The sequence below is a fragment of the Pseudomonas sp. 30_B genome, assembly GCF_017491605.1.
GTDB lineage: Bacteria > Pseudomonadota > Gammaproteobacteria > Pseudomonadales > Pseudomonadaceae > Pseudomonas.
On sequence record NZ_JAFGYY010000002.1, the window covers coordinates 13,427 to 39,035 of the forward strand.

Here is a 25,609-nt window from a genome sequence, read left to right on the forward strand (position 1 = left end):
TGCTGACCGCCAACAAGTAAGGCGGCCCGTCCAGGCGCCGCACGTGCAGGTGCGGCGCCTGGGCCCGGTGGTCCGGTCGGCTTCGTGAAGCCGGCCGGATGCACCGGACCTTTCCTGCGCGAGTGATTCGCCCCTGTCCGCCGCTAGTGGGCGACGACCCGATTGCGTCCTGTCTGCTTGGCCTGGTAGAGGCGCTCATCCGCACTTTTCAGCACGGCCTCCGGCTCGCCGTCGCCAAAGGCGACGCCGATGGAAATGGTCAGGTGCCCGACGCCAGGTACCTCGGTCGCCTCGATGGCCTTGCGGATGCGTTCGGCGATGCCGCTGGCGATGTCCAGCGAGGTGTCCGGCAGCAGCAGGATGAATTCCTCGCCGCCCGAGCGACAGGCCAGGTCCCCGCTGCGCGAGTACTGCTGGAGCGTCGCTGCAACCTGCTTGAGCGCAACGTCCCCGGCATCGTGACCATGGGTGTCGTTGACGCGCTTGAAGAAATCGATATCCAGGGCCAGCACCGAGTACTGCAACCGGGTTTCCTGCAACAGCTCCAGTGCCGAATCCAGTGCCCGCCGGTTGGCCAGGCCGGTCAGCGGGTCGCTCTGCGCTTCATGGCTGAGCTGGCCCAGCTTCTGTTGCAGCAATTGCACGCCGGTGAGCAGCGCCTGGCGAATGGCGGCGGCTTCCGCATACCAGGCCTTCACCTCGCGCAGTTGCCCTGTGGTCTCCGGGGCGGAGAGGTGATTCGCACCCTTGGCCAGTTGCCGCAGGGGCCGGGTAATCAGCATCGCCCCCAGGCAGATCATCACCAGTCCGACCAGGCTTGCCGGGATGATGTCCATGAGCATGGCGAGCATCAGCTGGCGCAGCGGCGCAAGGGTCACCGACCGTGGCTGCTGCGTGACCACCGCCCAGTTGGCATCCGGCACCGGCGCATAGCCGGAGAGCATCGCAATCCCCTGGTAGTTGAGGATCGGCATTGCGCCGCTTTCACCGCGCAATGCGGCATCCACCGAGAGGCTCGCGCCCAGCACGTTGCCGAGCTTCGATGAGTCGGGGTGATAGAGCAGGCGCCGGTTGCTGTCGGCGACGAAGGCGAAGGCGCCGTCATGCTGGAAGTGGCTGCTGATGATCGAATGCAGCACGCTCTGCTTGAGGAGGTACACCGATCCGCCTACCACACCGAGAAACTCCCCCGAGGGGCTGACGATGGGTTGGGAGATGAACACCACCAGATTCCCCGCCACCGAGACGTAGGCCTGGCTGACCAGCGGGCGGCGTTCCTTCAGCGCCTGTAGCACGGCCACCGAGCGCAACGTGGTGCCGACGATCTGCAGCGAATCCGGGTAGGCCTGCTGCACCCGGCCGCTGGCATCGACGATGGCAATGGAGTTGAAGTACGAATCCTGCGCCTGCAGGCGCATGGCCTCGGCCCGGACGACCATCGGGTCGCCCATGTTTCGCGACAGGATGGCGGCGCTGTAGCTCAGGTTGCGGTGCGCCGAGGCGAGGAACTCGCCGATGCCGGAAGCGACTTTCGCGGCATAGGCGCTGTTGGCCTCCAGCTGCGAATGAATCAGCGCGTCGCGTTGCACCCGGTAGGCGACGAACAGGCTGTTGCACAAGGTGGCCAGGGTGGTCAGCAGCACGAAGACCAGGATCAGCCCGCGCAGGGTGATGGTGCGGTGCCTGATCATGCCGGCCGCCACTCCGATCGTGGAGGGAGGAGGGCGGGGATTTGGGAGCTGGAAACTGCTGTTGCGGGGTTGGCGGGTTGGGCCATGGAGATGCTCGGATCCGGTCGGGTCGGGACGCGCCGCCATGCAGAGGCGCTTTGCAGAGCATAGGCAAGAGTCGGCGGATGGCCATGGTGCATTGTTTGGGGAAATGTGGCGAGCGAACGGCGGCAGGGACTCGTGGTGGATCAGTCCCGGGCAGTCGGCAAAGACTGGAGTGGGTTCAGGGGCGACCGATCCTCATGTTGACGGGCCAGTTGACCGGGTGGCGCGTGGCAGGGTCTCCCCAGCAGGCGGCCATGTCGTCGGCGAACTGGCGCAGCAGGTCTTCGCGCCCGGCCTCCCTGGCGCTGCGCACGGCCGACCAGGTCGAGACGTAGCCGAGGAACTCCTCGAGGTTCCATTCCAGGTGAATGGAAATCTCCGGGCCCCGCAGTTCGGTGAAGGGGAACTCGATGGTCGCGTAGCCGTTGTCCACCAGCCTGCGTTCGGCGGGCCAGTAAGGGCCGATCTCCCGCCAGTAGAACTGCTCGAAGCGAACGCCCAGCGCGCCTTGCAGGCGCAGCACGCCGTAACTGATCAGCGCCAGGATCGCATCGGGTTTCGCGACCCGCCGCACTTCGGCGTAGAACCTGGGCAGGTCGAACCAGTGCGCGGCCTGCGCGGCGGTGATCAGGCTGGCGCTGCGGCTGGGCAGGGGAAGGTCTTCCGCCTGGGCGCAGGCGTAATGGACGTTCTCCTGAGGCGCCGAGTGGGCGATCTGATCCCGGCTGGGATCGAAGCCGACCACGGCGTCGAAGTGTTCGGCCAACTGCCGGGTCAGCTGGCCGCTGCCACAGCCGACGTCGACCGCGAGCAGCCGGTCGGGCGCTATCGAGGCCAGGTAGGCGGCGAGTTCCGCCGGGTACTCGGGACGAAAGCGCGCATAGGCTTGTCCGCCCTGGTCGAACCAGTTCCTCAGGTTGTTCATGACGTGCATCCCTCGTTTCGAGGCCTTGCTTGACGCTGGCCAGGCGCAGCGGGAAACCCTGGGTTTCGAGTGCCTTGGCAGTGCCTTGCCGTTCGCGGCGGTGCCTGTTGAGCTTGTTACATCAGGGCTGATGCCATTGGCAAGGTGGCCGCCCGGTCCGACCGCGATGTGTCGAAAGGCCAGTAGTTCGGTGCAGCAGACATGGCGAACCACAAGGGCGGATCGAAAGCTGGCCGAGCTGCTTCAACTGCTCCGCACGGCTGTTCAGGGCGAAGGTGATTTGCTATGAATCGACGTGCCCTTACGCCACTGCCGAAGTTCCTGCATGGACCAGATACTGTCGTTCCTGTCCGAGACCGTCCCCAAGGCCAAAACCGTAGAACAACTCACGCGCCCATTGCTGGCCCTGCTCGAAAGGGTCACCGGAATGGAGTCGACCTACCTGACGACCATCGACCTCGAACAAGGGGTTCAGCGAGTGGAGTTCGCTCGCAATATCGGTTCGATGGAAATTCCCGAGGGGCTTGTCGTGCCCTGGGAAGACACCTTGTGCAAGCGCGCGTTGGAACAGAACCGCCTGTTCTCGGATGACGTCGCCGAATGCTGGGGCGACTCGGATGCCGCCAAGGCCCTGGGCATCAAGACCTATGTGAGCGCACCCATCACCGCCCAGGATGGCCGGGTGCTCGGTACGGTGTGTGCGGCTAGTTCATCGAAGGTCGCCCGCTCACCGGACGTCGAGCCGATCCTGAAGCTGTTGTCCGGGCTGCTGGCATATTCCCTGGAGCGGGAGCTCCTGGTCGAGCGCCTGCAATCGGCGAATTCCGAACTGGCGAAGCTGGCGCTGACGGACGCCCTGACGGGCCTGCCCAACCGGCGCGCCATCCTCGGCGAACTCGAGCGCATGTTCGCGCTGGCCCTGCGCGAGCGGATGTACGTGCTGGTCGGCGTCGTCGACCTGGACGGTTTCAAGTGCATCAACGATACCCACGGTCACCACGCTGGCGATGCCTTTCTGCAGGGCGTCGCAGGCCGGCTGCAGGGCAGCCTGCGCTCCAGTGACATCCTCGGGCGCGCCGGTGGCGATGAGTTCATCGTGATCGCCCTGGGGACGCCCGCCCCGCAGCAGGACCAGGCGAGCGACAGGCGGCATGCCGCCAACCTGCTTCAGGAGCGGCTGACCAATGCCACGGTCGGGCGTTACGCGCTGGGCACCGGGCACGGCGATATCCAGTATGACGGCGCCAGCGTCGGCGTTGTCGCGGTGCTGCCCGACAGCGTGGACGTGGATGAGGCGATCAAGCTGGCCGACCGGGAAATGTACAAGGTGAAGCAGCGGCGCAAGGTCTCCGGGTAGCGCCGGAGCCGGGCGGCCCTCGGTCGCTCAGCGCTTCACGCAGACGAACAGCGCATTGCCGGACGCGCCGTCCCAGGGCGTGATCCGCTCGTAGTCATGCTCGAAGACCTGCACCTCGAAGTGCGGCTGCAGCAGCTCCTGCAGCTCGGCGAAGCTCAGGGCGACCATGGGGTGTTCGTCCTGCCAGGTCCGGGTCACCCCCGCCGTGGTCTTCTCGATGCTCAGGCGCAGCGCCTGCTGCTCGCCCTCGCCGCCGTAGTACCAGCCCGAACCGAAGGTGAACCGGCTGCCCTCGTGCTCCACGGAATGGCGCACGAATGAGCGGTTGTCGATCTGCAGCTTGTCCACGCTGTTGAAGCAGAACACACCGCCATCCGCGAGCGCGCGGTGGACGCTGTCCAGGCACGCGCGCAGCTGCGCAAAGCCGGCGTTGTAGTGGATCGAGTAGAGGAAACAGGTGATCAGGTCCTGGGGCTCGTCTACCTGGAAGTCTGCCATGTCCTGCCGACTGAAGCCTGCCTCGGGGCAGCGCTGCTGGGCGATGTCGAGCATTGGCTGGTTGATGTCCAGGCCGGCGCTGCGGTAGCCGAAATCGACGAAATGGCGCACATGGGGCCCGGTGCCGCAGGCGAGGTCGAGGTGCCGGCGGCCCTGATTGCCGAACAGCTGGTGGAGCCGGCGCACGCAGTGGCTCTGCGCCTGATAGTCGATGTCGGCACACATCAGGTCGTAGTAGGCGGAGAGATCGGTGTACAGCGCGTTGGAGGACATAGGCGGCCAGAGGGTTCGAAGGCGCGACATGGTACCTCAACCCCGAGGGCTTCTCGCCGAAAACAGACGCCTCGCACTTGTGGTGGCCCGCTTGAGGGAGGTCGCCCGGCAGACGCCATTGCGTTCCTTTGGCGGCCAACCTCGCCAACCCTGTGACTTCCCACGCTGCAGCGAGCATCGCACCTGAAACAAGACTTATCAGGCAGGTCCGCCGTGCACCCCTTGAAAACCGAACTCCACAACGAGCTTCACGCTCGCCCCTCGATCTACTTCAGCGAACCGGCCTATGTCTTTCACCTGGCCCTGGTGGAAAACGGGCACGACCTGAAACGCCTGGTCGACCAGCTTTCCGGCATGGGGGCCGGGGAGGAGCAGCAGGAGGGCGCATGCGGCTTGCTGACCCTGGAGGGCTGCTCGGTCAAATGGGAGCGCCATACCGAGTTCCTGACCCTGACCATGGTGGTCCCGAAGCCGGATGGGGGCGAGTCCTGGCCCGCGATTCCAGAACGCCTGCGATCCCTGATCAGCGGCTACGAGCACGCCCTGATCAACGCCACCCAGGTGCTGGTCGAGGCCGAGCGCAACTGCAAGGACCCGAGCGTCGATTACGGATTCAAGGACCCCGCCGGCTCCACCATCGGCGGCGGCGATGCCGTGGTCTGGAGTGACTTCAGGCTCAGCGAGGACGGGATGAATCGCATCCTGCTGGTGAACCGGGGCCTGAATGCCTACCGGCTTGGACGCATGGTTCGGCGCCTCCTGGAAATCGAGACCTATCGGATGATGGCGTCGCTGACCCTGCCTGCGGCCAAGGCCGTGCACGCGGAGATGAAGACCTGCGATCAGGAACTCACCGTGCTCTCGGAGCAGAACGCGGTTGCCGCGAGCAGCGAGGTGAGACGAATCCTCGATGACATCGCCACTCTTTCCGCCAGGATCGTGCGCCTCACGGCACGCTACCGTCTGCGCTTCAGCGCGGCCGAGGCCTACTCGCAGATCGTGTTCGAGAGAATCGCGGAACTTCGCGAAAGCCACGTTGGGGATTCGCAACGGCTCGGTATCTTCATCGAGCGGCGCTTCCGTCCCACGGTGCGCTATTGCGCCGTCACCTATCAGCGCCTCGAGCGCCTGGGGGACAGCGTCGCCCACCTGGGCGAGCTGCTTCAGGCCCGGGTCCAGGTAGAGGTCGAGGAACAGAACTCGGCGATTCTGAAGAGCCTGAACACCCGCGCTACCGCGCAGATAAAGATCCAGAAGGCCGTCGAGGGGCTCTCGATCATCGCGATCAGCTACTACCTGCTGAGCCTCTTCAAGTTGCTGTACGAGGGCTTGCGGAGCATCGGCTTGCAGATCACGCCGTCGCAGGCCGGGGTCTACATCGTGCCCATTGCCGTGCTCATCATCTCGGCCATTGCCGCGCGTATCCGCAAGGCGAAGGAGGAGGGCAGCGAATAGCCCTGCCTCCTTGAGTGCCCGGTCAGCATAGCCTTGTCGCCGTGCCATGCCGGCCGTTGCGCCAGGACGGCCGGTGGCCGTCTGCGGCGCTCGGCGGACGACTGCGAATTTCGTTGCTCAGCAGCAACAAAAAACCTCGTTTCGCGGGGCGCCGGCGTGAGCTTAAATGCGCCCCGCAACCAACTCTTGCCGCCTCCCCTTGTGAAGTTGACCTTGCCTGGCCTCACCGACAGCCAAGGTGATTTTGCTCGCCCGGGGAGGCGGATTTTTTTGCCGGGTGGGTGCGCAGGGCGGGGCGGCCAACGCGGCGAGACGTACGCTGCGCAAGCCGTGCTTCGGCGTCCATCCATCCGCCCATCCTTTCCTTTCGAAAGACCCCATCCCTGGACCGTTCGGGCCATCAGCCCCTCGAAGCGGGCGAGGCGCCATTCCATCGGACCCTGTCAGCGCCGGGCAACCGGACGCGAAAACGTGGCCGCATGTCGACCATTTTTTTCATTGGGTTCGAACATATTTTTAATATTTTTCCTCAGTCCGAAGCTGACGCACCATGCGCGCCCCATTCGAATAACAACGTCCTTTGAGGCGATCGAAACAGGAGTGCCCTGGTGTACGAACTCCATGATCGGCGGCAGCGTGCCGCCCGGCGGACTTTCATCGACAGCCTGAAGCGCATCGGCTCCCGCTTCCCGGCACGGGATGGCACGCGCTAAGCGTCGACGCGCCCTCCCGATACGAAAAAGTCCCGACCGGCATCACGCCAATTTCGCCCGCTGAGCGTCATGCGCTCAATTTCCATGAGTCAGCCATGAAAAAAATAACAAGCGTAATGGACACCACCATCCCGACCCATCAGCCCCATGGCGAGTCGAGCTCGCCGCGCAGCTTCCGCAAGTCCCTGGGCATCACCGCGCTCGTCGTCTTCGGGCTTGCCTACATGGTGCCGCTGGCGGTGTTCACCACCTATGGCCTGGTCACCCGGATGACCATGGGCCACCTGCCCACGGCCTATGCCATTACCCTGGCCGCCATGCTGCTGACGGCCTACAGCTACGGGCGCATGGTCCAGGCCCACCCGTACTCCGGCTCCGTCTACAGCTACACGCGCAAGACCTTCGGCGCCTGCTTCGGCTTCATGGCCGGGTGGACGCTGCTGCTCGACTACATCTTCCTGCCGCTGCTCAGCTACCTGCTGATCGGCATCTATATGTCCGAGTACTTCCCGACGGTTCCCGCGGCGGCGTGGATCCTGGGCTCCATCGCGCTGGTGACCTTCCTCAACCTCATCGGCATCGAGTCCATCACCCGCGTGAACTGGATTCTCATCGTTGCCCAGGCGGTATTCCTCGTGGTGTTCATCGCGCTCTCGCTGAGCCACCTGAACGGACAGGCCGAGCCGGTTTCGCTGCTCACGCCGATCTATGACGAGCACTTCAGCTTCCCGCTGGTGATGTCCGGTGCGGCGGTGCTGTGCCTGTCCTTCCTCGGTTTCGACGCCGTCTCGACCATGGCGGAAGAGACGCCCAACCCCAAGCGCCAGATTCCCGTGGCCATCATGCTGGTGACCCTGATCGGCGGCCTGCTGTTCATCATCGCCGCCTACTTCGGCCAGCTGGTATTCCCGGAGTGGACGACCCTGACGGACGCCGACTCCGCCTCGCTGGACGTGATGCGCCGCATCGGTGGCGAAGGGCTGGTGACCTTCTTCACCGCCACCTATGTGGCGGGCTGTTTCGCGTCCGCGATGGTGTCCCAGGCCAGCGTATCCCGCGTGCTCTTCGCCATGGGCCGCGATGGCGCCCTGCCACGGGCATTCGGCAAGCTGGTGTCGAAGAAGCGCGTGCCGGCCACCGCGATCATGCTGATCAGCCTGCTCTCGCTGATCGCCCTGTTCGTCACCCTGGACACCGTCGCCAACATGATCAGCTTCGGGGCGTTGTTCGCCTTCTCGGCGGTGAACCTGGCCGCGATCAAGCACTACCTGATCGACCGGAAACTGCGCGGCGCGCGCCACCTCCTGAGCTACGGCGCGCTGCCGGCGCTGGGCTTCCTCAGCACCATCTGGCTCTGGTCCAGCCTGTCCGGCATGACCTTCCTGATCGGTTTCGCCTGGATGTGCCTGGGCTTCATCTGCCTGCTCAGCGCCACCCGCATGTTCCGCGTTCAGCTGCCGGAACTGAACATGTCGGAGTGACCGTTCGCCTCAAAAGCCCCGTGGGTCGCGGATAGTATTTTTCCGCTCCGAGCGTCCCGCTACTGGAAAAAATCAGTCTAAGAAGTCCCGGGCGGCCCGCCGGGACTTTGCTAACCTCAAATCCAGTAGGTGAGAACGCAGACTGATGCGCAAGTGGATAGCAAGGAGACGTGGGGCACGTTCCCGGGGTACACGGCTGCAAGTGCAAGAGTTGTCCCATAGGCCGCGTGAAGTGGAGAGGTTGAATCTCTTCCGCCAGATTCCTCAGAAACCTTGTAAGCCGGAGACCAGCGCCGGCCACCTACTAAACCCCCCAGAAACCAAAGCCCGACTTTCATGTCGGGCTTTTTCTTTTCCGCTCGCCGGTTGCGGGCTCGAGTGCGTACTCAGCGCTCGATGGAGCCGATCTAGCCAGCGAAGCGGCGAAGGAAATCCACCACCGCCTCCAGCACGACCGCCTGCTGTTCGCGGTGCGGGACGTGGCCGCAGCCGGGCAGCGACTTCAGCACCGTGGGCACATCGGGCACCGAGGTGAAGCGCTCCGGGTGTGCCATCGAACCGTACTCGTCCTGCTCGCCGTGCAGGCTGAGGATCGGACACTTCACCCGCGCCAGTTCGGCATCCAGGTTCCAGTCGCTGAAGTCGTTCGACAGCCAGGTGTCGACCCAGGCGCGCAGCACCCAGAAGGCCTTGTCGCCGTGGTACTTCTGCAGGCGCTCCAGCTGCCCCTCCCGGGCGAATTCCTGTTCGGCGGCGCGGATGCCGTCGCGGGTCTGGTGCTCGACGAAGGCCTGGGCCGACTCGGTGACCAGCGCCGCGCAGGCCTGCGGATGCCGCGCCACGCAGGCCACCGCCATGGCGCCGCCGACGCTGTGGCCGAACACCACGCATTGCTCGAAACCGAAGTGCCGTTGCAACGCCGGGAAGCTCTCTCGCGCTTCGTCGTCGATGAAGTCCAGGGGCAGGGCGCCGGGGTAGCGCCCGGAGCGGCCGAAGCCGAGGCGGTCGTAGGCGATCACCGGGCGGCCTGTGGTGCATGCGAGGTGCTCCGGGAAGTCCCGCCACAATGCCACGCAGCCCAGGGAGTCATGCAGCAGCACAATGGGCACGTCGCTCGCATCGGTGGGCGTCCAGTCCTGGGCGAAGAGCGGGCCTTTCCCGGTGTCGATCCAGTGCTCGCGAATGCTGACGGGCGACGACATGAGGTTCTCCTGTGCGACGGGTTTTCGTTCGGCCATGGTACGCCGGCGTGCCGGCTCATAAGGAAGCCTTAAGGCAGAAGCGGGATGATGATGACTCGCGGCCGGAGTTGTCCCGGATAGTGCTCACAACGGGTCCGGTCGCTTTTTTTCCCTTTCCCATGGGCGTCCGGTTGCGTTGCGAACCGCGACGCTGCAGCCCCCCGGTCCTACGAAAAAACGGACGGAGGGCGAATGCCGTACGGTTCACTCCAGCCGCGAAAGAATGTCCCAGGCCAGCTTCACCCGCGCCTCGTTGGGATAGTTGCGGTTGGCCAGCAGCACGATGCCACGCTGCTTGGTCGGCACGAACGCCACGTAGGCGCCGAAGCCTGCGGTGGCGCCGGTCTTGTTCACCCATACCTTCTGCTGCGGCGGCAGCGGCGGGGTGATGGCGGTGACCGTCTGGTTGCCCTGGATCATCTGGCTGCCGTTGTACTGCTGCAGCTCCGCCAGCTTGGGCGGGTAGGCGTACTGCTCCCAGATCAGGTCCTGGGTCATCGGGCCGACCTTGTAGTAGCCGGTGCGGGTGGCATCGAGCGCGGCCTGCATTTTCTCCCCCAGCTTGACCCGGCCCAGCTGGATCTCCACGAAGCGCAGCAGGTCGCGGCTGCTGGTGCGCACGCCGTAGGCCACGTCGGCCAGCACGTCGGGGTTGATCCGCACCGGCGCGTCGTCCTTGTCGTAGCCCTGGGCGTAGTAGCCCTGGCGGGTCACCGGCACCTCGATATGGGTATTGGAGAGGCCCAGCGGGGCGAACACGTTGCGCTGCATCGCCGTCGTGAATGGCAGGTCGAGCGCGCGCGCGGTGGCGAAGCCGACCAGGGCGATGCTGGGGTTGGCGTAGGTGCGCTGGGTGCCGGCGAGGTACTGCGGCTGCCAATCGTTGTAGTACTCGGTGAGCTGCGCGGGCGTTTGCACCTCGTCGGGAATCTGCAACGGGAAGCCGCCGGCGGTATGGGTGGCGAGGTTGATCAGGCTGACCTTGTCCAGCGCGCTGCCGCGCAGCTCCGGGATGTACTGCGTGGGGCTGTTCTTCAGCGACAGCTTGCCGGCGGCCTGGGCGAAGGCGGCAAGGGTGACGGTGAAGGTCTTGCTGATCGAGCCGACCTCGAACAGCGTGTCGCTGGTGACCGGCTGGTGATTCTCCCGCGAGGCCAGGCCGTAGTTGTAGAAGCGCTGCTCGCCGTTATCGGTGACGCCGATCGCCAGCCCGGTGATGCCGTTTTCGCGCATCACTGCCTCGGCGACCTTCTGCACCCTGGCGTCGAAGTCCGGCGACATGGCGGCATTGGCCGGGGGAATGCTGGTGAGGGTGAGCGAGCAGCCGAGTGCGAGCAGGCCGGTCAGGCGCATGGCGAACATCCTGTTGCGAGGGACAAGGGCTGACCCTAGCACCGGCTTACCCATCCCTCCAGTGGCGAGCCCGGCGACAACCTGCGCTACGCCGCCAACCCCGCCGGTGGTAGCATGCGGGCCCCATGCACTACGCCGACCTCGACCAACGCCTTGCCGACCTGGGAGCGCTGCCCCTGCACCGCGCCCGGATGCTGCGTGCCTGGCTGCAGGGCAGGGCGCTGGACAGCGGCACGAAGCGGCAGGCCAGCGAAGACTTCCTGCCGCTAACCGTGCGCAACGGTGTGGCGGACATTGCCGCCGAACTTGAGCAACTGGCGCGCCTGCATTCCCGCCATCCCGGCGCGGACGGCTCCGAGCGCCTGCTGGTGCAGTTGCGCGACGGGCAGATGGTGGAAAGCGTGCTGCTGCCGCGCGGCGGCGTGTGCGTCTCCACCCAGGTCGGTTGCGCGGTGGGCTGCCTGTTCTGCATGACCGGCAAGAGCGGCCTGCTGCGCCAGGTGAGCGCCATGGAAATCCTCGCCCAGGTGGTGCTGGCCCGCCGTATCCGAGCGGTGAATCGCGTGGTGTTCATGGGCATGGGCGAGCCCGCGCACAACCTCGACAACGTGCTCGAAGCCATCGACCGTCTCGGCACCGATGGCGGCATCGGCCACAAGAACCTGGTGTTCTCCACCGTGGGCGACCCGCGTGTGTTCGAGCGCTTGCCGCAGCAGCGGATCAAACCGGCGCTGGCGCTCTCGCTGCACAGCAGCAAGGCCGAGCTGCGCGAACGACTGCTGCCGCGCGCACCGAAACTCAGCCCGGACGAACTGGTGGAACTGGGCGAGACCTACGCCCGCCAGGTCGGCTATCCCATCCAGTACCAGTGGACGTTGCTCGACGGCATCAACGACGGGCAGGACGAACTCGACGGCATCCTGCGCCTGCTCAAGGGCAAGTTCGGCGTCCTCAACCTGATCCCCTTCAACAGCCTCGAAGGCGACCAGTACCGGCGCCCGGATGGCGAGCGCATCCATGAGATCGTCCGCTACCTGCACAGCCGGGGCGTGCTGACCAAGGTGCGCAACAGCGCCGGGCAGGATGTCGACGGCGGCTGCGGGCAACTGCGCGCCCGCGCCACCGGTTTGATCGCCACGTCGCGGCGGCGCTCGCTGTCGTAGGAGCGGACTCCCTCCGCGATGCTCCTGCTTTTCGTAGGGCGAATAACGCCTGAGGCGTTATCCGCCGTATCGGGGTCAGGTATTTCCGCGCCGCATCGGCATGTGCTGAGAGATTTTGTTTCGCCCCCTCGGGCGAGTTACTTCTTCCAAACGCCGAAGAAGTAACCAAGAAGGCTTGCCCCTGCATCCGGGTCCCGCTTCGCGGGACTTCCCTCGCTCCATCGAAGTTTCAGGGGCCCGCGTCGACGGGCCATCCCTGGCCCGACGACGCTCTCGCGACATCCATGTCGCTCAACCCCTGAAACTCCGATTCCACTCGGCCTCCTGAAGGGGCGCTCCGGCGCGCGCGGATGTTTCGCTGGAAGTCTTCAAGAGCAAAGGCAGAGCGTCCTGCTCCCGTAGGAGCGGACCTTGTCCGCGAAATCCATCGCGACGGAATGCGTGCCTACTGGAAAAACACCTCGGCATGACGCCAGAACCTGTAGGACCGAGGGGGACGCCCAGTCCTTGCTCGCGAACCATGGCTGATCGCGGACGGAGTCCGCTCCTACAAGGGACGGACGCACCGAGTTCAACCTGTAGGAGCGGGCCATGCCCGCGATATCCCGATAAGCCGTCGACGGACAACCGCAGGTCGGCCCCAGGCAACTCCCGCACTGCACACCGACCTATGGTGACGGGCCCCTCACTGGATCGACCCGGAGCTGAGATGTCCGACTTCATTACCGTACTGCGCGAAACCTGTCCGACCCCGGTGCTGGACGCCACCAAGTGGAAGCGCATCGGCGGTGACCCGCACACCGTCAACCTCAATGCCTACCTCTCCAAAGACGGCAGCAAGATCATGGGCACCTGGATCTGCACCCCCGGCAAGTTCGAGGTGAACTACGAGAAGTGGGAGTACTGCCACTTCCTCGACGGCTACTGCATCATCACCCCCGAGGGCGAGCAGCCGATCCACCTGCGCGCCGGCGATGTGTTCGTCATCGAGCCGGGCATGAAGGGCACCTGGGAAGTGGTGGAGACCGTGCGCAAGTACTTCGTCTTCGCCTGAACCGCGCGGAACGAGAAAAGGAGCCCAAGGGCTCCTTTTTTCATGCAACGGGGATCGACTCGCCGCCCACCGACCAACCGGCCGCCGAGATGCAGCGCCGGCCGGTTATGCGTTCCCAAGAGTAATGGGTACAGTGGCCGTCCCTTTCACCGGAAGAGAGTTGGCAAGATGGTCACCTGTTACCTGCGTTACGTACTGGACCCGTACAAGCTCAAGGAATTCGAGCACTACGGCCGGCTGTGGATCCCGCTGGTGGAGCGCTTCGGCGGCCAGCACCACGGCTATTTCCTGCCATCCGAAGGTGCGAACGACATTGCGCTGGCGATGTTCACCTTCCCGAGCCTGGCCGATTACGAACGCTACCGACAGCTATCGATGGAAGACCCGGACTGCCAGGCTGCCTTCCGTTATGCGGAAGAAACCCGCTGCATCATCAGCTATGAGCGGAGCTTCTTCCGGCCGGTGTTCGGCGGCTGATCAGCCGCGGCGGCGAACCTGTTCGTCCGGCGCCGGCCTTGCCGGCGGATCGCGGATAAGATCCGCTCCTACGAGAGCAAGAGTTCCGGGTTATGCGCCCTACGAGCGGTACCGACGTGACACCGTAGGAGCGGACCTTGTCCGCGAAATCCATCGCGGCGGAGTCCACGGTTGCAGGTGCACGCCGGTGTATTACGCGAACCGGCCAGCACCGGCCAGCACCGGCCTTGCCGGCGGGGCGCGGATAAGATCCGCTCCTACCCAGGTATCAAGTTCGGTAGGAGCGGACTCCGTCCGCGATCGCTACCCGTCGGCAGAGGATCAGCGAGAGCGCGCCATCAACGCCGCGCCACCACATCCCCGCTCCAGCCACCACCCAGTGCGCGGAACAGGTCGACCAGGGCGAGCTGCCGCTGGGTGCTGGTCTCGATGTAGGCCGCTTCGTTGATGAAGTTGTTGCGCTGCGCGTCCAGGTAGCGCAGGTGGCTGTCGACGCCGCCCTCGTAGCGCGCCTTGGCCAGCTTCAGCGTCTCCTGGGTGGTGTTCACCAGGGCACGGCGGGCGGCCTCCTCGCGGCGCAGGGTATCGGTGGCGGCCAGCGCGTCGGCCACTTCGCGGAAAGCGGTCTGGATGGTGCCTTCGTAGGCGGCCACGGCGGAGTCCTTGCGCACCTTGGCCAGGTCCAGGTTGGCGCTGTTGCGCCCGGCATCGAAGATCGGCAGCGTCAGGTTCGGTACGAAACTCCAGGAACGCGAGCCGCCGTCGAACAGCCCGGACATTTCCGCGCTCGATGTGCCGAAGCTGCCGGTCAGGCTGATGCGCGGGAAGAACGCCGCCCGTGCCGCGCCGATGTCGGCGTTGCGCGCCTTGAGCTGGTGCTCGGCGGCGCGGATGTCCGGGCGCCGCTCGATCAGCTCCGACGGCGTGCCGGGCGCGATGTCCTGGATCAGCATGGCCTTGGGCTGCGGTACCTGCGGAATGCGTTTGGCCGCGTCCGGCGTGCCGAGCAGCAGCACCAGGGCGTTGAGCGCCTGCTGCTTCTGCCGGGCATTGCTTTCCAGTTCGGCGCGGGACTGTTCCACCAGCCCCAGCGCTTCCTGGTAGTCCAGCGCGGTGGCGGCGCCGGCGGTGCGGCGTTTGCCGATCAGGTCGAGGGAGTCCTCGCGGCTGGCCAGGGTCTGCTCGGTCAGCAGCAGGCGCCGCTGGGCGCCGTCGTAGCTCAGGTAGGCCTGGCTGACCTCGGCGACCAGCGCGATGCGCGCACTGCGGCCGGCTTCCTCGGTGGCCAGGTACTGCTCCAGGGCGGCGTCGGTCAGGCTTTTCACCCGGCCGAACAGGTCCAATTCGTACTCGGGCAGCGCCAGGCCGACCTGGTAGTTGCTGCTCACGCCGGAGCGCCCGTCGCTGGACAGGTCGCCCGGCAGCCGCTGGCGATTGCCGTTGGCCGTACCGCTCAGCCCCGGCACCTGCTCGGAACGCTGGATGCGGTACTGCGCACGGGCCTGCTCGATGTCCAGCAGGGTCTGGCGCAGCGAGCGGTTGTTGTCCAGGGCGATATTCACCAGGTCGCGCAGTTCGCCGTCGACGATGAAGGTCTGCCAGTCCAGGTTGCTCGCGGCCTGGCCAGCCTGCGCGGCGGGGCCGCTCCAGTTCGCGGCCACCGGCGCTTCGGGGCGTTCATAGGTGGGGGCCATGGAACAGCCGCCCAGGAACAGGGCCGGGGCCAGCGCCAGCAGCAGGGCCGACGCGGTAAAGGCGGGTTTGCGCATGGCGGTCACTCCGTGGCCTCGAGGGTTGTGTGGGCGGGCTTGGGTTTGCGGCGCAGCAGCGACAGCAGCCAGACGAAGCAGATGGGCACGAAGATCACCCCCAGCAGCGTGGCGCTGAGCATCCCGCCGATCACCCCGGTGCCGATGGCGCGCTGGCTGGCGGCGCCGGCGCCGCTGGCGATGGTCAGCGGCACCACGCCGAGGATGAATGCCATGGAGGTCATGATGATCGGGCGGAAGCGCAGGCGGGCGGCCTCGATGGCGGCTTCGCGCAGGCTGTAGCCCTTCTCCCAGAGCTCCTTGGCGAACTCGACGATGAGGATCGCGTTCTTCGCCGCCAGGCCGATGATGGTGATCAGGCCGACCTTGAAGTACACGTCGTTGGGCAGGCCCACGACCATCACCGCGAGCACCGCGCCGAGGGCGCCGATGGGCACGATCAGCATCACCGACAGCGGGATCGCCCAGCTCTCGTAGAGCGCCACCAGCAGCAGGAACACCACCAGGATGGCGAGGGCGAACAGCTGGCTCGCCTGGCCGCTGGCGACCTTCTCCTGGTAGGACAGGCCGGTCCACTCGTAGCCGATGCCGGCCGGCAGGTCGGCCACCAGACGCTGCATCTCGGCCATGGCTTCACCGGTGCTCACGCCCGGTGCCGCGTCACCGGCGATGCGGATCGACGGGTAGCCGTTGTAGCGCACCAGTTGTACCGGGCCTTCTTCCCAGCGGGTGCTGACGAAGGCGGACAGCGGCACCAGCTCGCCGCTGGCGTTGGGCACGTAGAGCTTGAGCACGGCTTCCGGGGTCATCCGTTCGCCCTGTTCGGCCTGCACCACCACGCGTTGCTGGCGGCCGGCGTTGGCGAAGTCGTTGATCACCGACGAGCCGAAGGCGGTGGACAGCGCGCTGCTGATCGACTCGAAGCTGACGCCGAGGGTGCGCGCCTTGTCGCGGTCGATTTCCAGGCGCAGCTGCGGCGCTTCGGCAAGACCTTCCATCATCGCGTAGAGGATCTTCGGGTTGCCGTTGGCCTGCCCGAGCAGTTGGTCGCGGGCCGCCAGCAGCGCCTCGCGGCCAAGGCCGGCGCGGTCCTGCAGGCGCAGCGAGAAGCCGCCGGAGTTGCCCAGGCCGTCGATCGGCGGCGGGGTGACCGCCATGATCGCGCCATCGCTCAGGCCGGCGAAGCGCTCGTTGGTCAGCGCGGCTTCGGCGTCGGCGGACTGCTCGGCGCTGCGCACGGACCAGTCCTTCAGGGTCGGGAAGGACAGCGCGGCGTTCTCGCCCATGCCGGAGAAGCTGAAGCCCATCACCAGGAACACCGAATCGACCGCCTTGCGGGACATCAGGTAGCGCTCCAGCTCCTGGCCGGTGAGGTCGGTGCGCGCGCGGGTGGCGCCCGGCGGCAGCTGGATGTCGACGATCATGTAGCCCTGGTCTTCCACCGGCACGAAGGATTCCGGTAGGCGCACGTAGCTGTAGCCGAGCACGGCGATGATGCCGGCGTAGACCAGCATGTAGCGCCCGGCACGCTTGACCAGCGCGCTATTGAGCAGGGTGTAGCGCTCGGTCAGGCGGGCGAAGGCACGGTTGAAGGCGCCAAAGAAGCCGCGTTTCTCATGGTGGCCCGCCGGGACCGGCTTGAGCAGGGTGGCGCAGAGTGCCGGGGTGAAGGTCAGGGCGAGGAAGCCGGAGAACAGGATCGACACCGCCAGCGACAGCGAGAACTGCTGGTAGATCACGCCCACGGAACCGGCCATGAACGCCAGCGGCAGGAACACCGCCGAGAGTACCAGGGTGATGCCGACGATGGCGCCGGACACCTGGCCCATCGCCTTGACCGTGGCGGCGGCGGGGGAGAGCCCTTCCTCGGCCATGATCCGCTCGACGTTCTCGACCACCACGATGGCGTCGTCCACCAGGATGCCGATGGCCAGCACCATGCCGAACATGGTCATCATGTTCACCGAGAAGCCCAGCAGGTACATCATCGTCAGCGTGCCCAGCAGGCACACCGGCACCACGATGGCCGGGATCAGGGTGTAGCGGACGTTCTGCAGGAACAGGAACATCACCAGGAACACCAGCACCATGGCTTCGATCAGGGTATGGATCACCTTCTCGATGGCCACGTCGACGAAGCGCGAGGTGTCGTAGGGCACCGAGTACTCGACGTCGTCGGGGAAGTTCGCCGACAGTTCGGCCAGGCGTTCCTTGACCAGTTCGGCGGTCTGCAGCGCGTTGGCGCCGGGTGACAGCTGGATGGCGCCGGCCACCGCCGGTTTGCCGTTCAGGCGCGAGGAGAAGTTGTAGCTTTCGCTGCCCACTTCCATGCGCGCGACATCGGCCAGCTTCACGGTGGACCCGTCGGGATTGGCGCGCAGCACGATGCGGCCGAATTCCGCCGGATCGTCCAGGGTGCCTTTCACCGCCAGGGTGGCGGTCACTTCCTGCGCTGTGCTGCCCGGCGAGCTGCCGAAGGCGCCGGCCGGCACCTGCACGTTCTGCCCGCGAATGGCGTTGCTCACGTCATCGATGGAGAGGCCATAGCCGACCAGCTTCTGCGGGTCGATCCAGACGCGCATGGCCGCTTCTGAAGAGAAGAACTGCAGCTTGCCGACGCCTTGTACGCGGCGCAGCTCGTTGTTGATGTTGCGCGCGGCGTAGTCGCCCAGGGCGGTGGTGTCCGTGCGCGCGGAGCCTTCCTTGTAGTTGAGCGCATAGATCAGCAGGAAGCCGGCGCTGGTCTGCTCGACCTCCAGGCCCTGGGTGAGCACGGCCTGGGGCATGCGCGCCTCGGCCTTCTTCAGGCGGTTCTGCACGTCCACCTGGGCCAGCTCCGGATTGGTGCCGGGCTGGAAGGTGACCACCACCTCGGCGGTGCCGTTGGAGTTGCTGGTGGACTCGAAGTAGAGCAGGCCCTTGGCGCCGTTGAGCTCTTCCTCGATCACGCTGGTGACCGAGTCCACCAGCACCTGCGCGGAAGCGCCGGGGTAGGTGGCGGTGACGGTGATCTGCGGCGGCGCCACGTTGGGGTACTGCGCCACCGGCAGCAGCGGGATGACCAGCAGGCCGGCCAGGGAAATGAACAGCGCCACCACCCACGCGAAGTTGGGGCGCATGATGAAGAACTTGGACATGGAATATTCCTCGCGGCGAGCCCGGCCTTACTGGCGTGCTGCCTGCTGCTCCTGCGTCTGGCGCGGTTCGACCTTGCTGCCCGGCTGCAGGCCGGTGAGGCCGCCGACTATTACCCGGTCGCCGCTGGCCAGGCCCTGGCTGATCTGCCAGCGCGAGCCCTGCATGGCGCCGGTCACGACCGGCCGGGTCTCGACGCGGCTGTCGGCGCCGATCACCAGCACATGGGCGCTGCCGTCGCTGGCGCGCTGCACCGCACGCTGCGGCACCAGGATGGCCTTGGCATCGCTGCCCTGGGGCGCGGTGACCCGCACGTACATACCCGGCAGCAGCACGCCGTCGGGGTTGGCGAAGCTGCCGCGCAGCGAGACCTGGCCGGTGCCACGGTCCACCGAGATGTCGGTGAACAGCAGTTCGCCCTGGCGCTCGTAGTTGGTGCCGTCGACGCGGATGCTCAGCGCCTGGCTCTGGCCGGCGGACAGGTTGCCGCCCTTGAGCGCCTCGCGCAGGCGCAGGGCATCGGCCACCGGCTGGGTGAAGTCGGCGTAGATCGGGTCGAGTTGCTGGATGCGCGCCATCAGCGTCGCCTCGCCCTGGCCGACCAGCGCGCCCTCGGTGACCAGCGCGCGACCGATGCGCCCGGAAATCGGCGCCTTGACCGAGGCATAGCCCAGGTTCAGCCGCGCGCTTTCCAGGTCCGCCTGGGCCGAACGCACCGCGGCCTGCGAACTGCGCATGTCGGCAGTGGCGCTGTCGAAGTCCTGCTGGCTGACCGCCTCGATCTTCACCAGCGGTTCGTAGCGTTTGACCCGGGCCTGCGCCTCATAGAGCGAGGCTTGCGCCCGCGCCAGCTCGCCCTCGGCACGGGATACGGCGGCCTTGAGCGGCGCCGGGTCGATCTGGAACAGCAGGTCGCCGGCCTTCACGTCGGCGCCTTCGGCGAAGCGCTTCTGCAGCACGATGCCGGCCACCCGGGCGCGGACTTCGGCCACGCGCATGGGCTCGATGCGCCCCGGCAGTTCCGAGGTCAACACCAGCGGCTCGGTGACCACCGCCACCACATCCACCGGACGGGCAACCTCGGCGGCTGCTTCCGGCTCGCCCGAAGGCCCGCAACCGGCGAGCGCCATCGCCGCTACCAAAACACTGATCGTCCCTATTGCACGCACGCTGCCCATGATTCACCCGGGTCTGTCTAACTGGAAAGGTGCGTATGATCCTTTTAAATTTAAAATGAGTCAATATTGTCTCATTTGCTTCGTATCTGTATAAAATGTGTCATCTCCTTTCAAAAGGAGGGTCTCTTTCTGCACAATGAGACAATCCGATATCCAGTTCCGAGGCTACGAATGACACTCACTGCCCACGATGAACGTCTTCTCAACGCTCTGGCCGTGGCCATCGTCGATCGCCCGCGGGCGACGCTGAAGGAGCTGGCGGAGTCGGCGGGGGTGAGCAAGGCCACGTTGCACCGCTTCTGCGGCACCCGCGACAACCTGGTGCAGATGCTGGAGACCTATGGCCATTCGGTGATCCGCACGATCCTCGAGGCGGCCGAGCTGCAGCAGGACCCGTCGCTGGACGCGCTGCGCCGGCTGATCGCCGAGCACCTCAAGCACCGCGACATGCTGGCCTTCCTGATCTTCCAGTTCCGCACCGAGAGCCTCGATGTGGAGACCGCCACCGAGCGCTGGAGCTACTACATCGACGCCGTGGACGCCTTCTTCCTGCGCGGCCAGCAGAACGGCGTGTTCCGCATCGACATCACCGCCGCGGTGTTCACCGAACTCTTCCTCTCGATGCTCTACGGCATGGTCGACGCCGAGCGCTACGGCCGGGCGGCAAGCTCCAGCTCGGCCAGCGTGCTGGAGCGGCTATTCCTGCAGGGGGCGCTGGTCCAGGCCGGATAGGGCGTTGCGTCCAGGGCAGGGGCGATGGGTTTCCCGGCTTTCCCCAATGGTCGGGCGCTGATGTATTTACCGGCTACGCTGAACCTAAGGACCAAGGGCCAGGAGGGTGATTCGGCAGTAAGGCAGTAGAGTCAACGTGAGGCCGTGGAAATGGTTACGGGTTTCCCCGCTCCATTGCATTCCCGACGCGCCAGCGGCGGGAATGCGAAATGAATACGCGATCAGCCTGTGTTTCCTCCCCAACGCTTCTGGTCACCGCCATCGGTTCCTTCTCCGCAGAAGCTGTTATCACTTCGTTGCGCCATTGTTCTCACATGCGAATACTCGGCAGTAGCACCGTCCCCGAAGAATGGACGGCGACTTCGGCCTTGCTCGACGGCGTGCATCAGGTGCCCGTCGCACGGGACTCGCGGGCCTATGTCGACAGCGTCCTGGCCCTCTGCGAATCCGAAGGGGTCACCCACGTGCTGCCGCTGACCGACGCCGAGATCGATGCCTTCGCGCTGCACCACCAGGCGTTCTCCCGGCGAGGCATCACGCTGTGCATGTCGCCGGTCGAAGGGGTGCGCATCAGCCGCGACAAATGGCGCGTCTTCGAGGTGTTCCGCAGCGACCCGAACATTCACACCATCGCCACCTGGCTGCTGGAGGAGCTGCCCTCCACGGGGCTGGCCTTCCCGCTGATCGCCAAGCCGCGCGGCGGGCGCAGCAGCGAGGGGCTGGAGCGGATCTACGATGTGCATGACCTGGTGTACTTCCGCCGCAAGCTCGATGGGCGCGGCTATATCGTGCAGCCGCTGCTCGAAGGCGAGGTGTGCGTGGTGGACGTGGTGCGCCAGCGCGACAGCGGATGTTCGGCGGCCATGGCCAGGCAGGAGCTGATGCGTACCTCCAACGGCGCCGGCATGACCGTCAGGATGCTCAACGACCCGCAGCTGATCGATGCGGCGCTCGACGTCGCTCGGGCCCTCGACATGAATGGCTGCGTCAATGTCGAATTCCTCATGCACGATGACGTGCCGCTGCTGATGGACCTCAATCCCCGGTTTTCGGCCGGTGTGGCCTTCAGCCAGCTCTCGGGCTACGACATGGTGGCCAACCATTGGCGGTGCTTCTCCGGGGAGGCACTCGATGAGCCGGTCATGCCCGAGCCGCGCATCTATGTCCGCCGTATCGTGGAAGTTGAGCCCTGGGTCCCGGAGAGCTGAGTGGGCCGGACGAGTGGCCGGGCGCGACGCATTTCCGTACCATTGCCGGCCTTTTGCGCAACACCCGTCCCGAGCCGAACCATGAAACCCGCCCGCCTGCGTGCCGACATCCTGGCAGGACTGACCACGTCCTTCGCCCTGGTCCCCGAGTGCATCGCCTTTGCCCTGGTCGCCCACCTCAACCCGCTGATGGGGCTGTATGGCGCTTTCATCCTCTGCACCCTGACCGCGCTGTTCGGCGGGCGGCCCGGCATGGTCTCCGGCGCGGCCGGTTCGATGGCGGTGGTGATAGTCGCCCTGGTGGTGCAGCACGGCGTGCAATACCTGCTGGCCACGGTGCTGCTCGGCGGCCTGGTGATGATTGCCTTCGGCCTGTTGCGCCTGGGCAAGCTGGTGCGGATGGTGCCGCACCCGGTGATGCTGGGCTTCGTCAACGGGCTGGCGATCGTCATCGCGCTGGCGCAGCTGGAGCATTTCAAGGACGGCGAACACTGGCTCAGCGGCAACCCGCTGTACCTGATGCTCGGCCTCGTGGCGCTGACCATGGCGGTGGTCTATCTGCTGCCGCGCCTGACCCGCGCGGTGCCGCCGGCGCTGGTGGCGATCCTCGGCGTGGGCCTGCTGGTCTACCTGTTCGGCCTGCCCACCCGCACCCTGGGCGACATGGCGCACATCGCCGGCGGCCTGCCGCAGTTCGCCCTGCCGGACATCCCCTGGAACCTGGACACCCTGCGGATCATCGTGCCCTATGCCTTCCTCATGGCGATGGTCGGCATCCTGGAAACCCTGCTGACCCTCAACCTCACCGACGAGATCACCGAGAGCCGGGGCTTCCCCGACCGCGAGTGCGTGGCGCTCGGTGGCGCCAACATCGTCTCCGGGCTGTTCGGCGGCATGGGCGGTTGCGCCATGATCGGGCAGACGGTAATCAACCTGAGCTCCGGCGGCCGTGGCCGGCTGTCGGGCGTGGTGGCCGGGGTGATGATCCTGCTCTTCGTGCTGTTCCTCTCGCCGCTGATCGAGCGCATCCCGCTGGCGGCGCTGGTGGGCGTGATGTTCGTGGTGTCGCAGCAGACCTTCGCCTGGGCCTCGCTGCGGGTGCTGAACAAGGTGCCGCTGAGCGACGTGCTGGTGATCATTGCGGTGACCGCGATTACCGTGGCCACCGACCTTGCCATCGCCGTGTTCTGCGGCATCGTAATCGCCGCCCTGGACTTCGCCTGGAAGCACGCCCGCGAGCTGTACGCCGACGTGCATGACGAGGCCGATGGCAGCCGGCTCTACCGCGTGCATGGCACGCTGTTCTTCGCCTCCACCACGCCCTTCCTCAACCGGTTCGACCCGGCGGGCGACCCGCAGCAGGTCACCCTGGACTGCGCGCACCTGAGCTTCGTCGACTACTCGGCCATCGCCGCGCTGAAGACGCTGCGCGAGCGTTATGCCCGGGCGGGCAAGCACCTGCGTGTGGTGCATCTGTCGGAGCGCTGCAAGCAGTTGCTCAAGCGCGCCGGGGAGTAGGGCGTACAACCGTTCGCGGTTGTACGCCGTTTCAACCAGCTACCCGGCGCTGACAGCGACGGACACCAGCGCCCCAATATAGAGGCCGAAACCGAACACCAGGTGCGTGGCCAGGCTCTTGACCCGCGCCTTGCCCGGCGCCGGCGTCCGGGAGGCGGCGATGCCCAGGCCCAGCGCGGGCTGCATCACCAGGTAGGGCAGGGCGACCGTGACCAGGCCGAACAGCAGGGCCGGCAGCGGACCGGGCCGGGACAGCCAGTCGGGGCCGCTCAGCACCAGCAGCGCGGCAGCGAAGCCGATGCCGATCAGGTAGTGGGCGATCCAGCCCAGCGCCCGTTCGCCGACAACGGGCGCGGCCTTGCCGATGGCTTGGTGGCGGAAGCGGCCATGGCGCATATGGCCGATCCAGCGGCCGACCAGGGCGTAGTCCAGCGAAGGGACGCCAAACACGCGCTTGAGCAGCAGCGCCCAGCCATCCATCAGCAGGGTGGCGACGATGCCGATGAGCAGGCTGTGAAGCAGGAAGGTGATGATCGGGTTCATGCGGGGCTCCTGAACGAGTATGGTGAAACTCCGATCAACACAGCATTCCAGCTCAAGTCGACTTGAGGTCAAGCATGAAGGAAATGGATATCGGCCAGGTGGCGCGCTGGTCCGGCCTGCCGGTTTCGACCCTGCGTTACTACGAGGAGAAGGGGCTGATCCGCTCCATCGGCCGCAACGGCATGCGCCGGGTGTTCAGCGACGAGGTGCTGTCGCGCCTCTCACTGATCGCGCTGGGCCGCGAGGCGGGGTTCTCCCTGGAGGAGATCGGCGCCATCTTCGTCGGCGGCGCGCGGCCGGTGATCGATCGCGATCTGCTGCGGGAGAAGGCCGATGAGCTGGACCGCAACATCCGCCGGCTCAGCGCGATCCGCGACAGCCTGCGCCACGCCGCCGAGTGCCAGGCGCCGGATCACCTGGCCTGCCCGAAATTCCAGCGGCTGATGAACGTCGCCATCCGCGCCACGTCCCGTGGGCGATCGGAAAAGCCGCGCAGGGTGGTCCGTCAGTCCCGTGGCCGTGGCGGCGACAGCGAGGCGCCGGCGACGTAGAAGAAAGCGCCGATGACGATGCAGCCGGCGAGCATCACGAACACCCAGTGTGGCGCCCACAGGCTCAGGACGAAGCCGACCAGCACCGGGCCGGCGGCGCCGCCGAGGTTCGACAGGTTCTGCGTGCCGTAGTACACGCCGCGCAGGTGCGGCGGGGCGATGCGGTCGATGAACATGTACTCGGCGGGGATCACGATGATCTCGCCGAGGGTGAACACCACCATCGCCAGCCCCCAGTGCACCACGTTCTGCGACAGGCCGAAGCCGACGATACCCAGCACGAACAGCCCCAGCCCGACGATCAGCCAGCGCTGCAGGTGGTCGTTGTCGATGCGCTTGCCCAGCAGGTACTGCAGGGCGAGCACCGAGACCGCGTTGACCCCCAGCAGCGTCTGGATCACCTGGTAGGCGTACTCCGTGCTGCTGGTGCTTACCAGATACTGCGACAGGTAGGCGGAGAACTGGCCGAACACCACGGCGGTGAGCACGCCGCCGACGGTGAAGTACATCAGTCGATGGTCCCTGGACAGTACGCCCATCACCGCGACGAAGGAGGGCGGCGCGCTGCCCCCGGCCGGGCGCATGTCGCGGTCGCCGTAACGCAGGAAGGCCAGCAGGAAAACGACGCCGAGGGCGGCGGAGACCGTGAACGGCAGCATCTGGCTGACATGGGCCAGCGCCGCACCGATGAAGGGACCGATGGCGTAGGCGAGGTTGATCAGGGTGTAGCGGATGGAGAAGGCGCGGCCCTGCTCCCCCGCCGCGAGCAGGCGGCCGAACAGGGTCTTCACCACCACGTCGGTGACCGAATAGGCGAAGTTGAAGCCGAGCAGGAACACGAAGAACAGCCACAACTGCCGGGTCAGCAGCATGCCGAGGAAGGCGGCGACGAAGCACAGGCCGAAGCCGAGGATCAGCCGGAAGCCCGGCTGGCGGTCGATCAGGTAGCCGCCGTAGAGGCTCAGCAGCGCACCGCCGAACAGCGAACCGCCCATGACCAGGCCGATGCGGTCGACGGGCAGGTCGAAACGGATCGACAGGTAGATGACCAGGTAGGGCAGGGTGATGCCGCGCGCCAGGGTCAGCAGGAAGGTGGCGCAGAGCAGCAGGTTGACCTGGAGCGGATAACGCTTGAGCGCGGCGAGCATTCCTTGCCTCGGCAGTGGCGAAACGGTGTGCCCCGATCCTAGCAGCACCACGATGGTGCGGC

The 25,609-nt window shown here is 66.1% G+C and carries 20 protein-coding genes; 10 read left to right on the forward strand and 10 right to left on the reverse strand.

The genetic code is table 11. The annotated features are described in order from the left end of the window. Window positions 1–143: 143 nt before the first annotated feature. Both J5M67_RS02205 and J5M67_RS02210 read right to left on the reverse strand, forming a co-directional pair. The gene (locus J5M67_RS02205; RefSeq protein ID WP_207882872.1) at window positions 144–1,691 is read right to left on the reverse strand and encodes a diguanylate cyclase; all 1,548 of its coding nucleotides are present in this window, start codon (window positions 1,689–1,691) and stop codon (window positions 144–146) included. A gap of 262 nt (window positions 1,692–1,953) precedes the next feature. Next, the gene (locus J5M67_RS02210; protein WP_207882874.1) at window positions 1,954–2,700 is read right to left on the reverse strand and encodes a class I SAM-dependent methyltransferase; all 747 of its coding nucleotides are present in this window, start codon (window positions 2,698–2,700) and stop codon (window positions 1,954–1,956) included. 325 nt (window positions 2,701–3,025) lie between these two features. On the opposite strand from J5M67_RS02210, the gene J5M67_RS02215 reads away from it, so the two are divergent. Then, window positions 3,026–4,057 (forward strand): GGDEF domain-containing protein, encoded by a 1,032-nt coding sequence (locus J5M67_RS02215; RefSeq protein ID WP_207882876.1) that lies wholly within the window; start codon window positions 3,026–3,028, stop codon window positions 4,055–4,057. Window positions 4,058–4,084: 27 nt separating this feature from the next. Here the strand turns inward: J5M67_RS02215 and J5M67_RS02220 are convergent, their stop codons facing one another. Continuing rightward, complete coding sequence (locus J5M67_RS02220) at window positions 4,085–4,828, reverse strand: class I SAM-dependent methyltransferase (protein WP_207883425.1); 744 nt, start codon at window positions 4,826–4,828, stop codon at window positions 4,085–4,087. 213 nt (window positions 4,829–5,041) lie between these two features. Between J5M67_RS02220 and J5M67_RS02225 the strand changes: the two genes are divergently transcribed. Next, on the forward strand, window positions 5,042–6,283 hold the full coding sequence (locus J5M67_RS02225; RefSeq protein WP_207882878.1) for a DUF3422 domain-containing protein: 1,242 nt from the start codon (window positions 5,042–5,044) through the stop codon (window positions 6,281–6,283). Window positions 6,284–7,091: 808 nt separating this feature from the next. Beyond that, complete coding sequence (locus tag J5M67_RS02230; RefSeq protein ID WP_207882880.1) at window positions 7,092–8,477, forward strand: APC family permease; 1,386 nt, start codon at window positions 7,092–7,094, stop codon at window positions 8,475–8,477. A gap of 407 nt (window positions 8,478–8,884) precedes the next feature. On the opposite strand, the gene J5M67_RS02235 is transcribed toward J5M67_RS02230, so the two are convergent. Beyond that, window positions 8,885–9,679 (reverse strand): alpha/beta fold hydrolase, encoded by a 795-nt coding sequence (locus tag J5M67_RS02235; protein WP_207882882.1) that lies wholly within the window; start codon window positions 9,677–9,679, stop codon window positions 8,885–8,887. A gap of 243 nt (window positions 9,680–9,922) precedes the next feature. Continuing rightward, window positions 9,923–11,071 (reverse strand): class C beta-lactamase, encoded by a 1,149-nt coding sequence (ampC, locus tag J5M67_RS02240; RefSeq protein ID WP_207882884.1) that lies wholly within the window; start codon window positions 11,069–11,071, stop codon window positions 9,923–9,925. Between the two features lie 125 nt (window positions 11,072–11,196). Here ampC and J5M67_RS02245 point away from each other — a divergent pair, with 125 nt between their 5' ends. The 3 genes from J5M67_RS02245 to J5M67_RS02255 all read left to right on the forward strand — a co-directional run bounded on the left by J5M67_RS02245 (window position 11,197) and on the right by J5M67_RS02255 (window position 13,765). Next, window positions 11,197–12,234, forward strand: a complete 1,038-nt coding sequence (locus J5M67_RS02245) for an RNA methyltransferase (protein WP_207882886.1) — start codon at window positions 11,197–11,199, stop codon at window positions 12,232–12,234. Window positions 12,235–12,943: 709 nt separating this feature from the next. Then, window positions 12,944–13,288 carry a cupin domain-containing protein gene (locus J5M67_RS02250; protein ID WP_207882888.1) on the forward strand — a complete coding sequence of 115 codons (345 nt, stop codon included), beginning with the start codon at window positions 12,944–12,946 and terminating at the stop codon, window positions 13,286–13,288. 168 nt (window positions 13,289–13,456) lie between these two features. Continuing rightward, entirely contained in the window at window positions 13,457–13,765 is a 309-nt protein-coding gene (locus tag J5M67_RS02255) for an NIPSNAP family protein (RefSeq protein ID WP_207882890.1), read from the forward strand. Between the two features lie 338 nt (window positions 13,766–14,103). Here the strand turns inward: J5M67_RS02255 and J5M67_RS02260 are convergent, their stop codons facing one another. Genes J5M67_RS02260 through J5M67_RS02270 form a run of 3 tightly spaced genes read right to left on the reverse strand, consistent with a single transcriptional unit; the run spans window position 14,104 to window position 19,847 of the window. Beyond that, entirely contained in the window at window positions 14,104–15,534 is a 1,431-nt protein-coding gene (locus J5M67_RS02260; protein ID WP_207882892.1) for an efflux transporter outer membrane subunit, read from the reverse strand. Between the two features lie 5 nt (window positions 15,535–15,539). Then, entirely contained in the window at window positions 15,540–18,671 is a 3,132-nt protein-coding gene (locus tag J5M67_RS02265; protein ID WP_207882894.1) for an efflux RND transporter permease subunit, read from the reverse strand. A gap of 27 nt (window positions 18,672–18,698) precedes the next feature. Further along, a complete protein-coding gene (locus J5M67_RS02270; protein WP_207882896.1) occupies window positions 18,699–19,847 on the reverse strand; it encodes a MexC family multidrug efflux RND transporter periplasmic adaptor subunit in 1,149 nt (382 codons plus the stop codon). Between the two features lie 171 nt (window positions 19,848–20,018). Between J5M67_RS02270 and J5M67_RS02275 the strand changes: the two genes are divergently transcribed. The 3 genes from J5M67_RS02275 (at window position 20,019) to J5M67_RS02285 (ending at window position 23,305) form a co-directional block, all read left to right on the forward strand. Beyond that, the gene (locus J5M67_RS02275; RefSeq protein WP_207882898.1) at window positions 20,019–20,579 is read left to right on the forward strand and encodes a TetR/AcrR family transcriptional regulator; all 561 of its coding nucleotides are present in this window, start codon (window positions 20,019–20,021) and stop codon (window positions 20,577–20,579) included. 209 nt (window positions 20,580–20,788) lie between these two features. After that, window positions 20,789–21,787 (forward strand): ATP-grasp domain-containing protein, encoded by a 999-nt coding sequence (locus J5M67_RS02280; protein WP_207882900.1) that lies wholly within the window; start codon window positions 20,789–20,791, stop codon window positions 21,785–21,787. An 81-nt stretch (window positions 21,788–21,868) separates the two neighbouring features. Next, window positions 21,869–23,305: a SulP family inorganic anion transporter gene (locus tag J5M67_RS02285; RefSeq protein ID WP_207882902.1), complete on the forward strand. Its 1,437-nt coding sequence runs from the start codon at window positions 21,869–21,871 to the stop codon at window positions 23,303–23,305. A 39-nt stretch (window positions 23,306–23,344) separates the two neighbouring features. Here J5M67_RS02285 and J5M67_RS02290 read toward each other — a convergent pair whose 3' ends face one another. Then, window positions 23,345–23,848 carry a DUF2938 domain-containing protein gene (locus J5M67_RS02290; RefSeq protein WP_207882904.1) on the reverse strand — a complete coding sequence of 168 codons (504 nt, stop codon included), beginning with the start codon at window positions 23,846–23,848 and terminating at the stop codon, window positions 23,345–23,347. Window positions 23,849–23,922: 74 nt separating this feature from the next. Here J5M67_RS02290 and J5M67_RS02295 point away from each other — a divergent pair, with 74 nt between their 5' ends. Continuing rightward, window positions 23,923–24,399, forward strand: a complete 477-nt coding sequence (locus J5M67_RS02295) for a helix-turn-helix domain-containing protein (protein ID WP_207882906.1) — start codon at window positions 23,923–23,925, stop codon at window positions 24,397–24,399. On the opposite strand, the gene J5M67_RS02300 is transcribed toward J5M67_RS02295, so the two are convergent. Next, the gene (locus J5M67_RS02300; protein ID WP_207882908.1) at window positions 24,354–25,547 is read right to left on the reverse strand and encodes an MFS transporter; all 1,194 of its coding nucleotides are present in this window, start codon (window positions 25,545–25,547) and stop codon (window positions 24,354–24,356) included. The genes J5M67_RS02295 and J5M67_RS02300 overlap by 46 nt on opposite strands. Window positions 25,548–25,609 lie beyond the last annotated feature (62 nt).

Excerpts from the sequence above, each read along its gene's own strand:
- J5M67_RS02205 (WP_207882872.1), bottom strand. The coding sequence starts at position 1,691 with ATGATCAGGCACCGCACCATCACCCTGCGCGGGCTGATCCTGGTCTTC.
- J5M67_RS02210 (WP_207882874.1), bottom strand. The coding sequence starts at position 2,700 with ATGAACAACCTGAGGAACTGGTTCGACCAGGGCGGACAAGCCTATGCG.
- J5M67_RS02215 (WP_207882876.1), top strand. The coding sequence starts at position 3,026 with ATGGACCAGATACTGTCGTTCCTGTCCGAGACCGTCCCCAAGGCCAAA.
- J5M67_RS02220 (WP_207883425.1), bottom strand. The coding sequence starts at position 4,828 with ATGTCCTCCAACGCGCTGTACACCGATCTCTCCGCCTACTACGACCTG.
- J5M67_RS02230 (WP_207882880.1), top strand. The coding sequence starts at position 7,092 with ATGAAAAAAATAACAAGCGTAATGGACACCACCATCCCGACCCATCAG.
- J5M67_RS02235 (WP_207882882.1), bottom strand. The coding sequence starts at position 9,679 with ATGTCGTCGCCCGTCAGCATTCGCGAGCACTGGATCGACACCGGGAAA.
- ampC (WP_207882884.1), bottom strand. The coding sequence starts at position 11,071 with ATGCGCCTGACCGGCCTGCTCGCACTCGGCTGCTCGCTCACCCTCACC.
- J5M67_RS02245 (WP_207882886.1), top strand. The coding sequence starts at position 11,197 with ATGCACTACGCCGACCTCGACCAACGCCTTGCCGACCTGGGAGCGCTG.
- J5M67_RS02250 (WP_207882888.1), top strand. The coding sequence starts at position 12,944 with ATGTCCGACTTCATTACCGTACTGCGCGAAACCTGTCCGACCCCGGTG.
- J5M67_RS02255 (WP_207882890.1), top strand. The coding sequence starts at position 13,457 with ATGGTCACCTGTTACCTGCGTTACGTACTGGACCCGTACAAGCTCAAG.
- J5M67_RS02260 (WP_207882892.1), bottom strand. The coding sequence starts at position 15,534 with ATGCGCAAACCCGCCTTTACCGCGTCGGCCCTGCTGCTGGCGCTGGCC.
- J5M67_RS02265 (WP_207882894.1), bottom strand. The coding sequence starts at position 18,671 with ATGTCCAAGTTCTTCATCATGCGCCCCAACTTCGCGTGGGTGGTGGCG.
- J5M67_RS02270 (WP_207882896.1), bottom strand. The coding sequence starts at position 19,847 with ATGGGCAGCGTGCGTGCAATAGGGACGATCAGTGTTTTGGTAGCGGCG.
- J5M67_RS02275 (WP_207882898.1), top strand. The coding sequence starts at position 20,019 with ATGACACTCACTGCCCACGATGAACGTCTTCTCAACGCTCTGGCCGTG.
- J5M67_RS02280 (WP_207882900.1), top strand. The coding sequence starts at position 20,789 with ATGAATACGCGATCAGCCTGTGTTTCCTCCCCAACGCTTCTGGTCACC.
- J5M67_RS02285 (WP_207882902.1), top strand. The coding sequence starts at position 21,869 with ATGAAACCCGCCCGCCTGCGTGCCGACATCCTGGCAGGACTGACCACG.
- J5M67_RS02290 (WP_207882904.1), bottom strand. The coding sequence starts at position 23,848 with ATGAACCCGATCATCACCTTCCTGCTTCACAGCCTGCTCATCGGCATC.
- J5M67_RS02295 (WP_207882906.1), top strand. The coding sequence starts at position 23,923 with ATGAAGGAAATGGATATCGGCCAGGTGGCGCGCTGGTCCGGCCTGCCG.
- J5M67_RS02300 (WP_207882908.1), bottom strand. The coding sequence starts at position 25,547 with ATGCTCGCCGCGCTCAAGCGTTATCCGCTCCAGGTCAACCTGCTGCTC.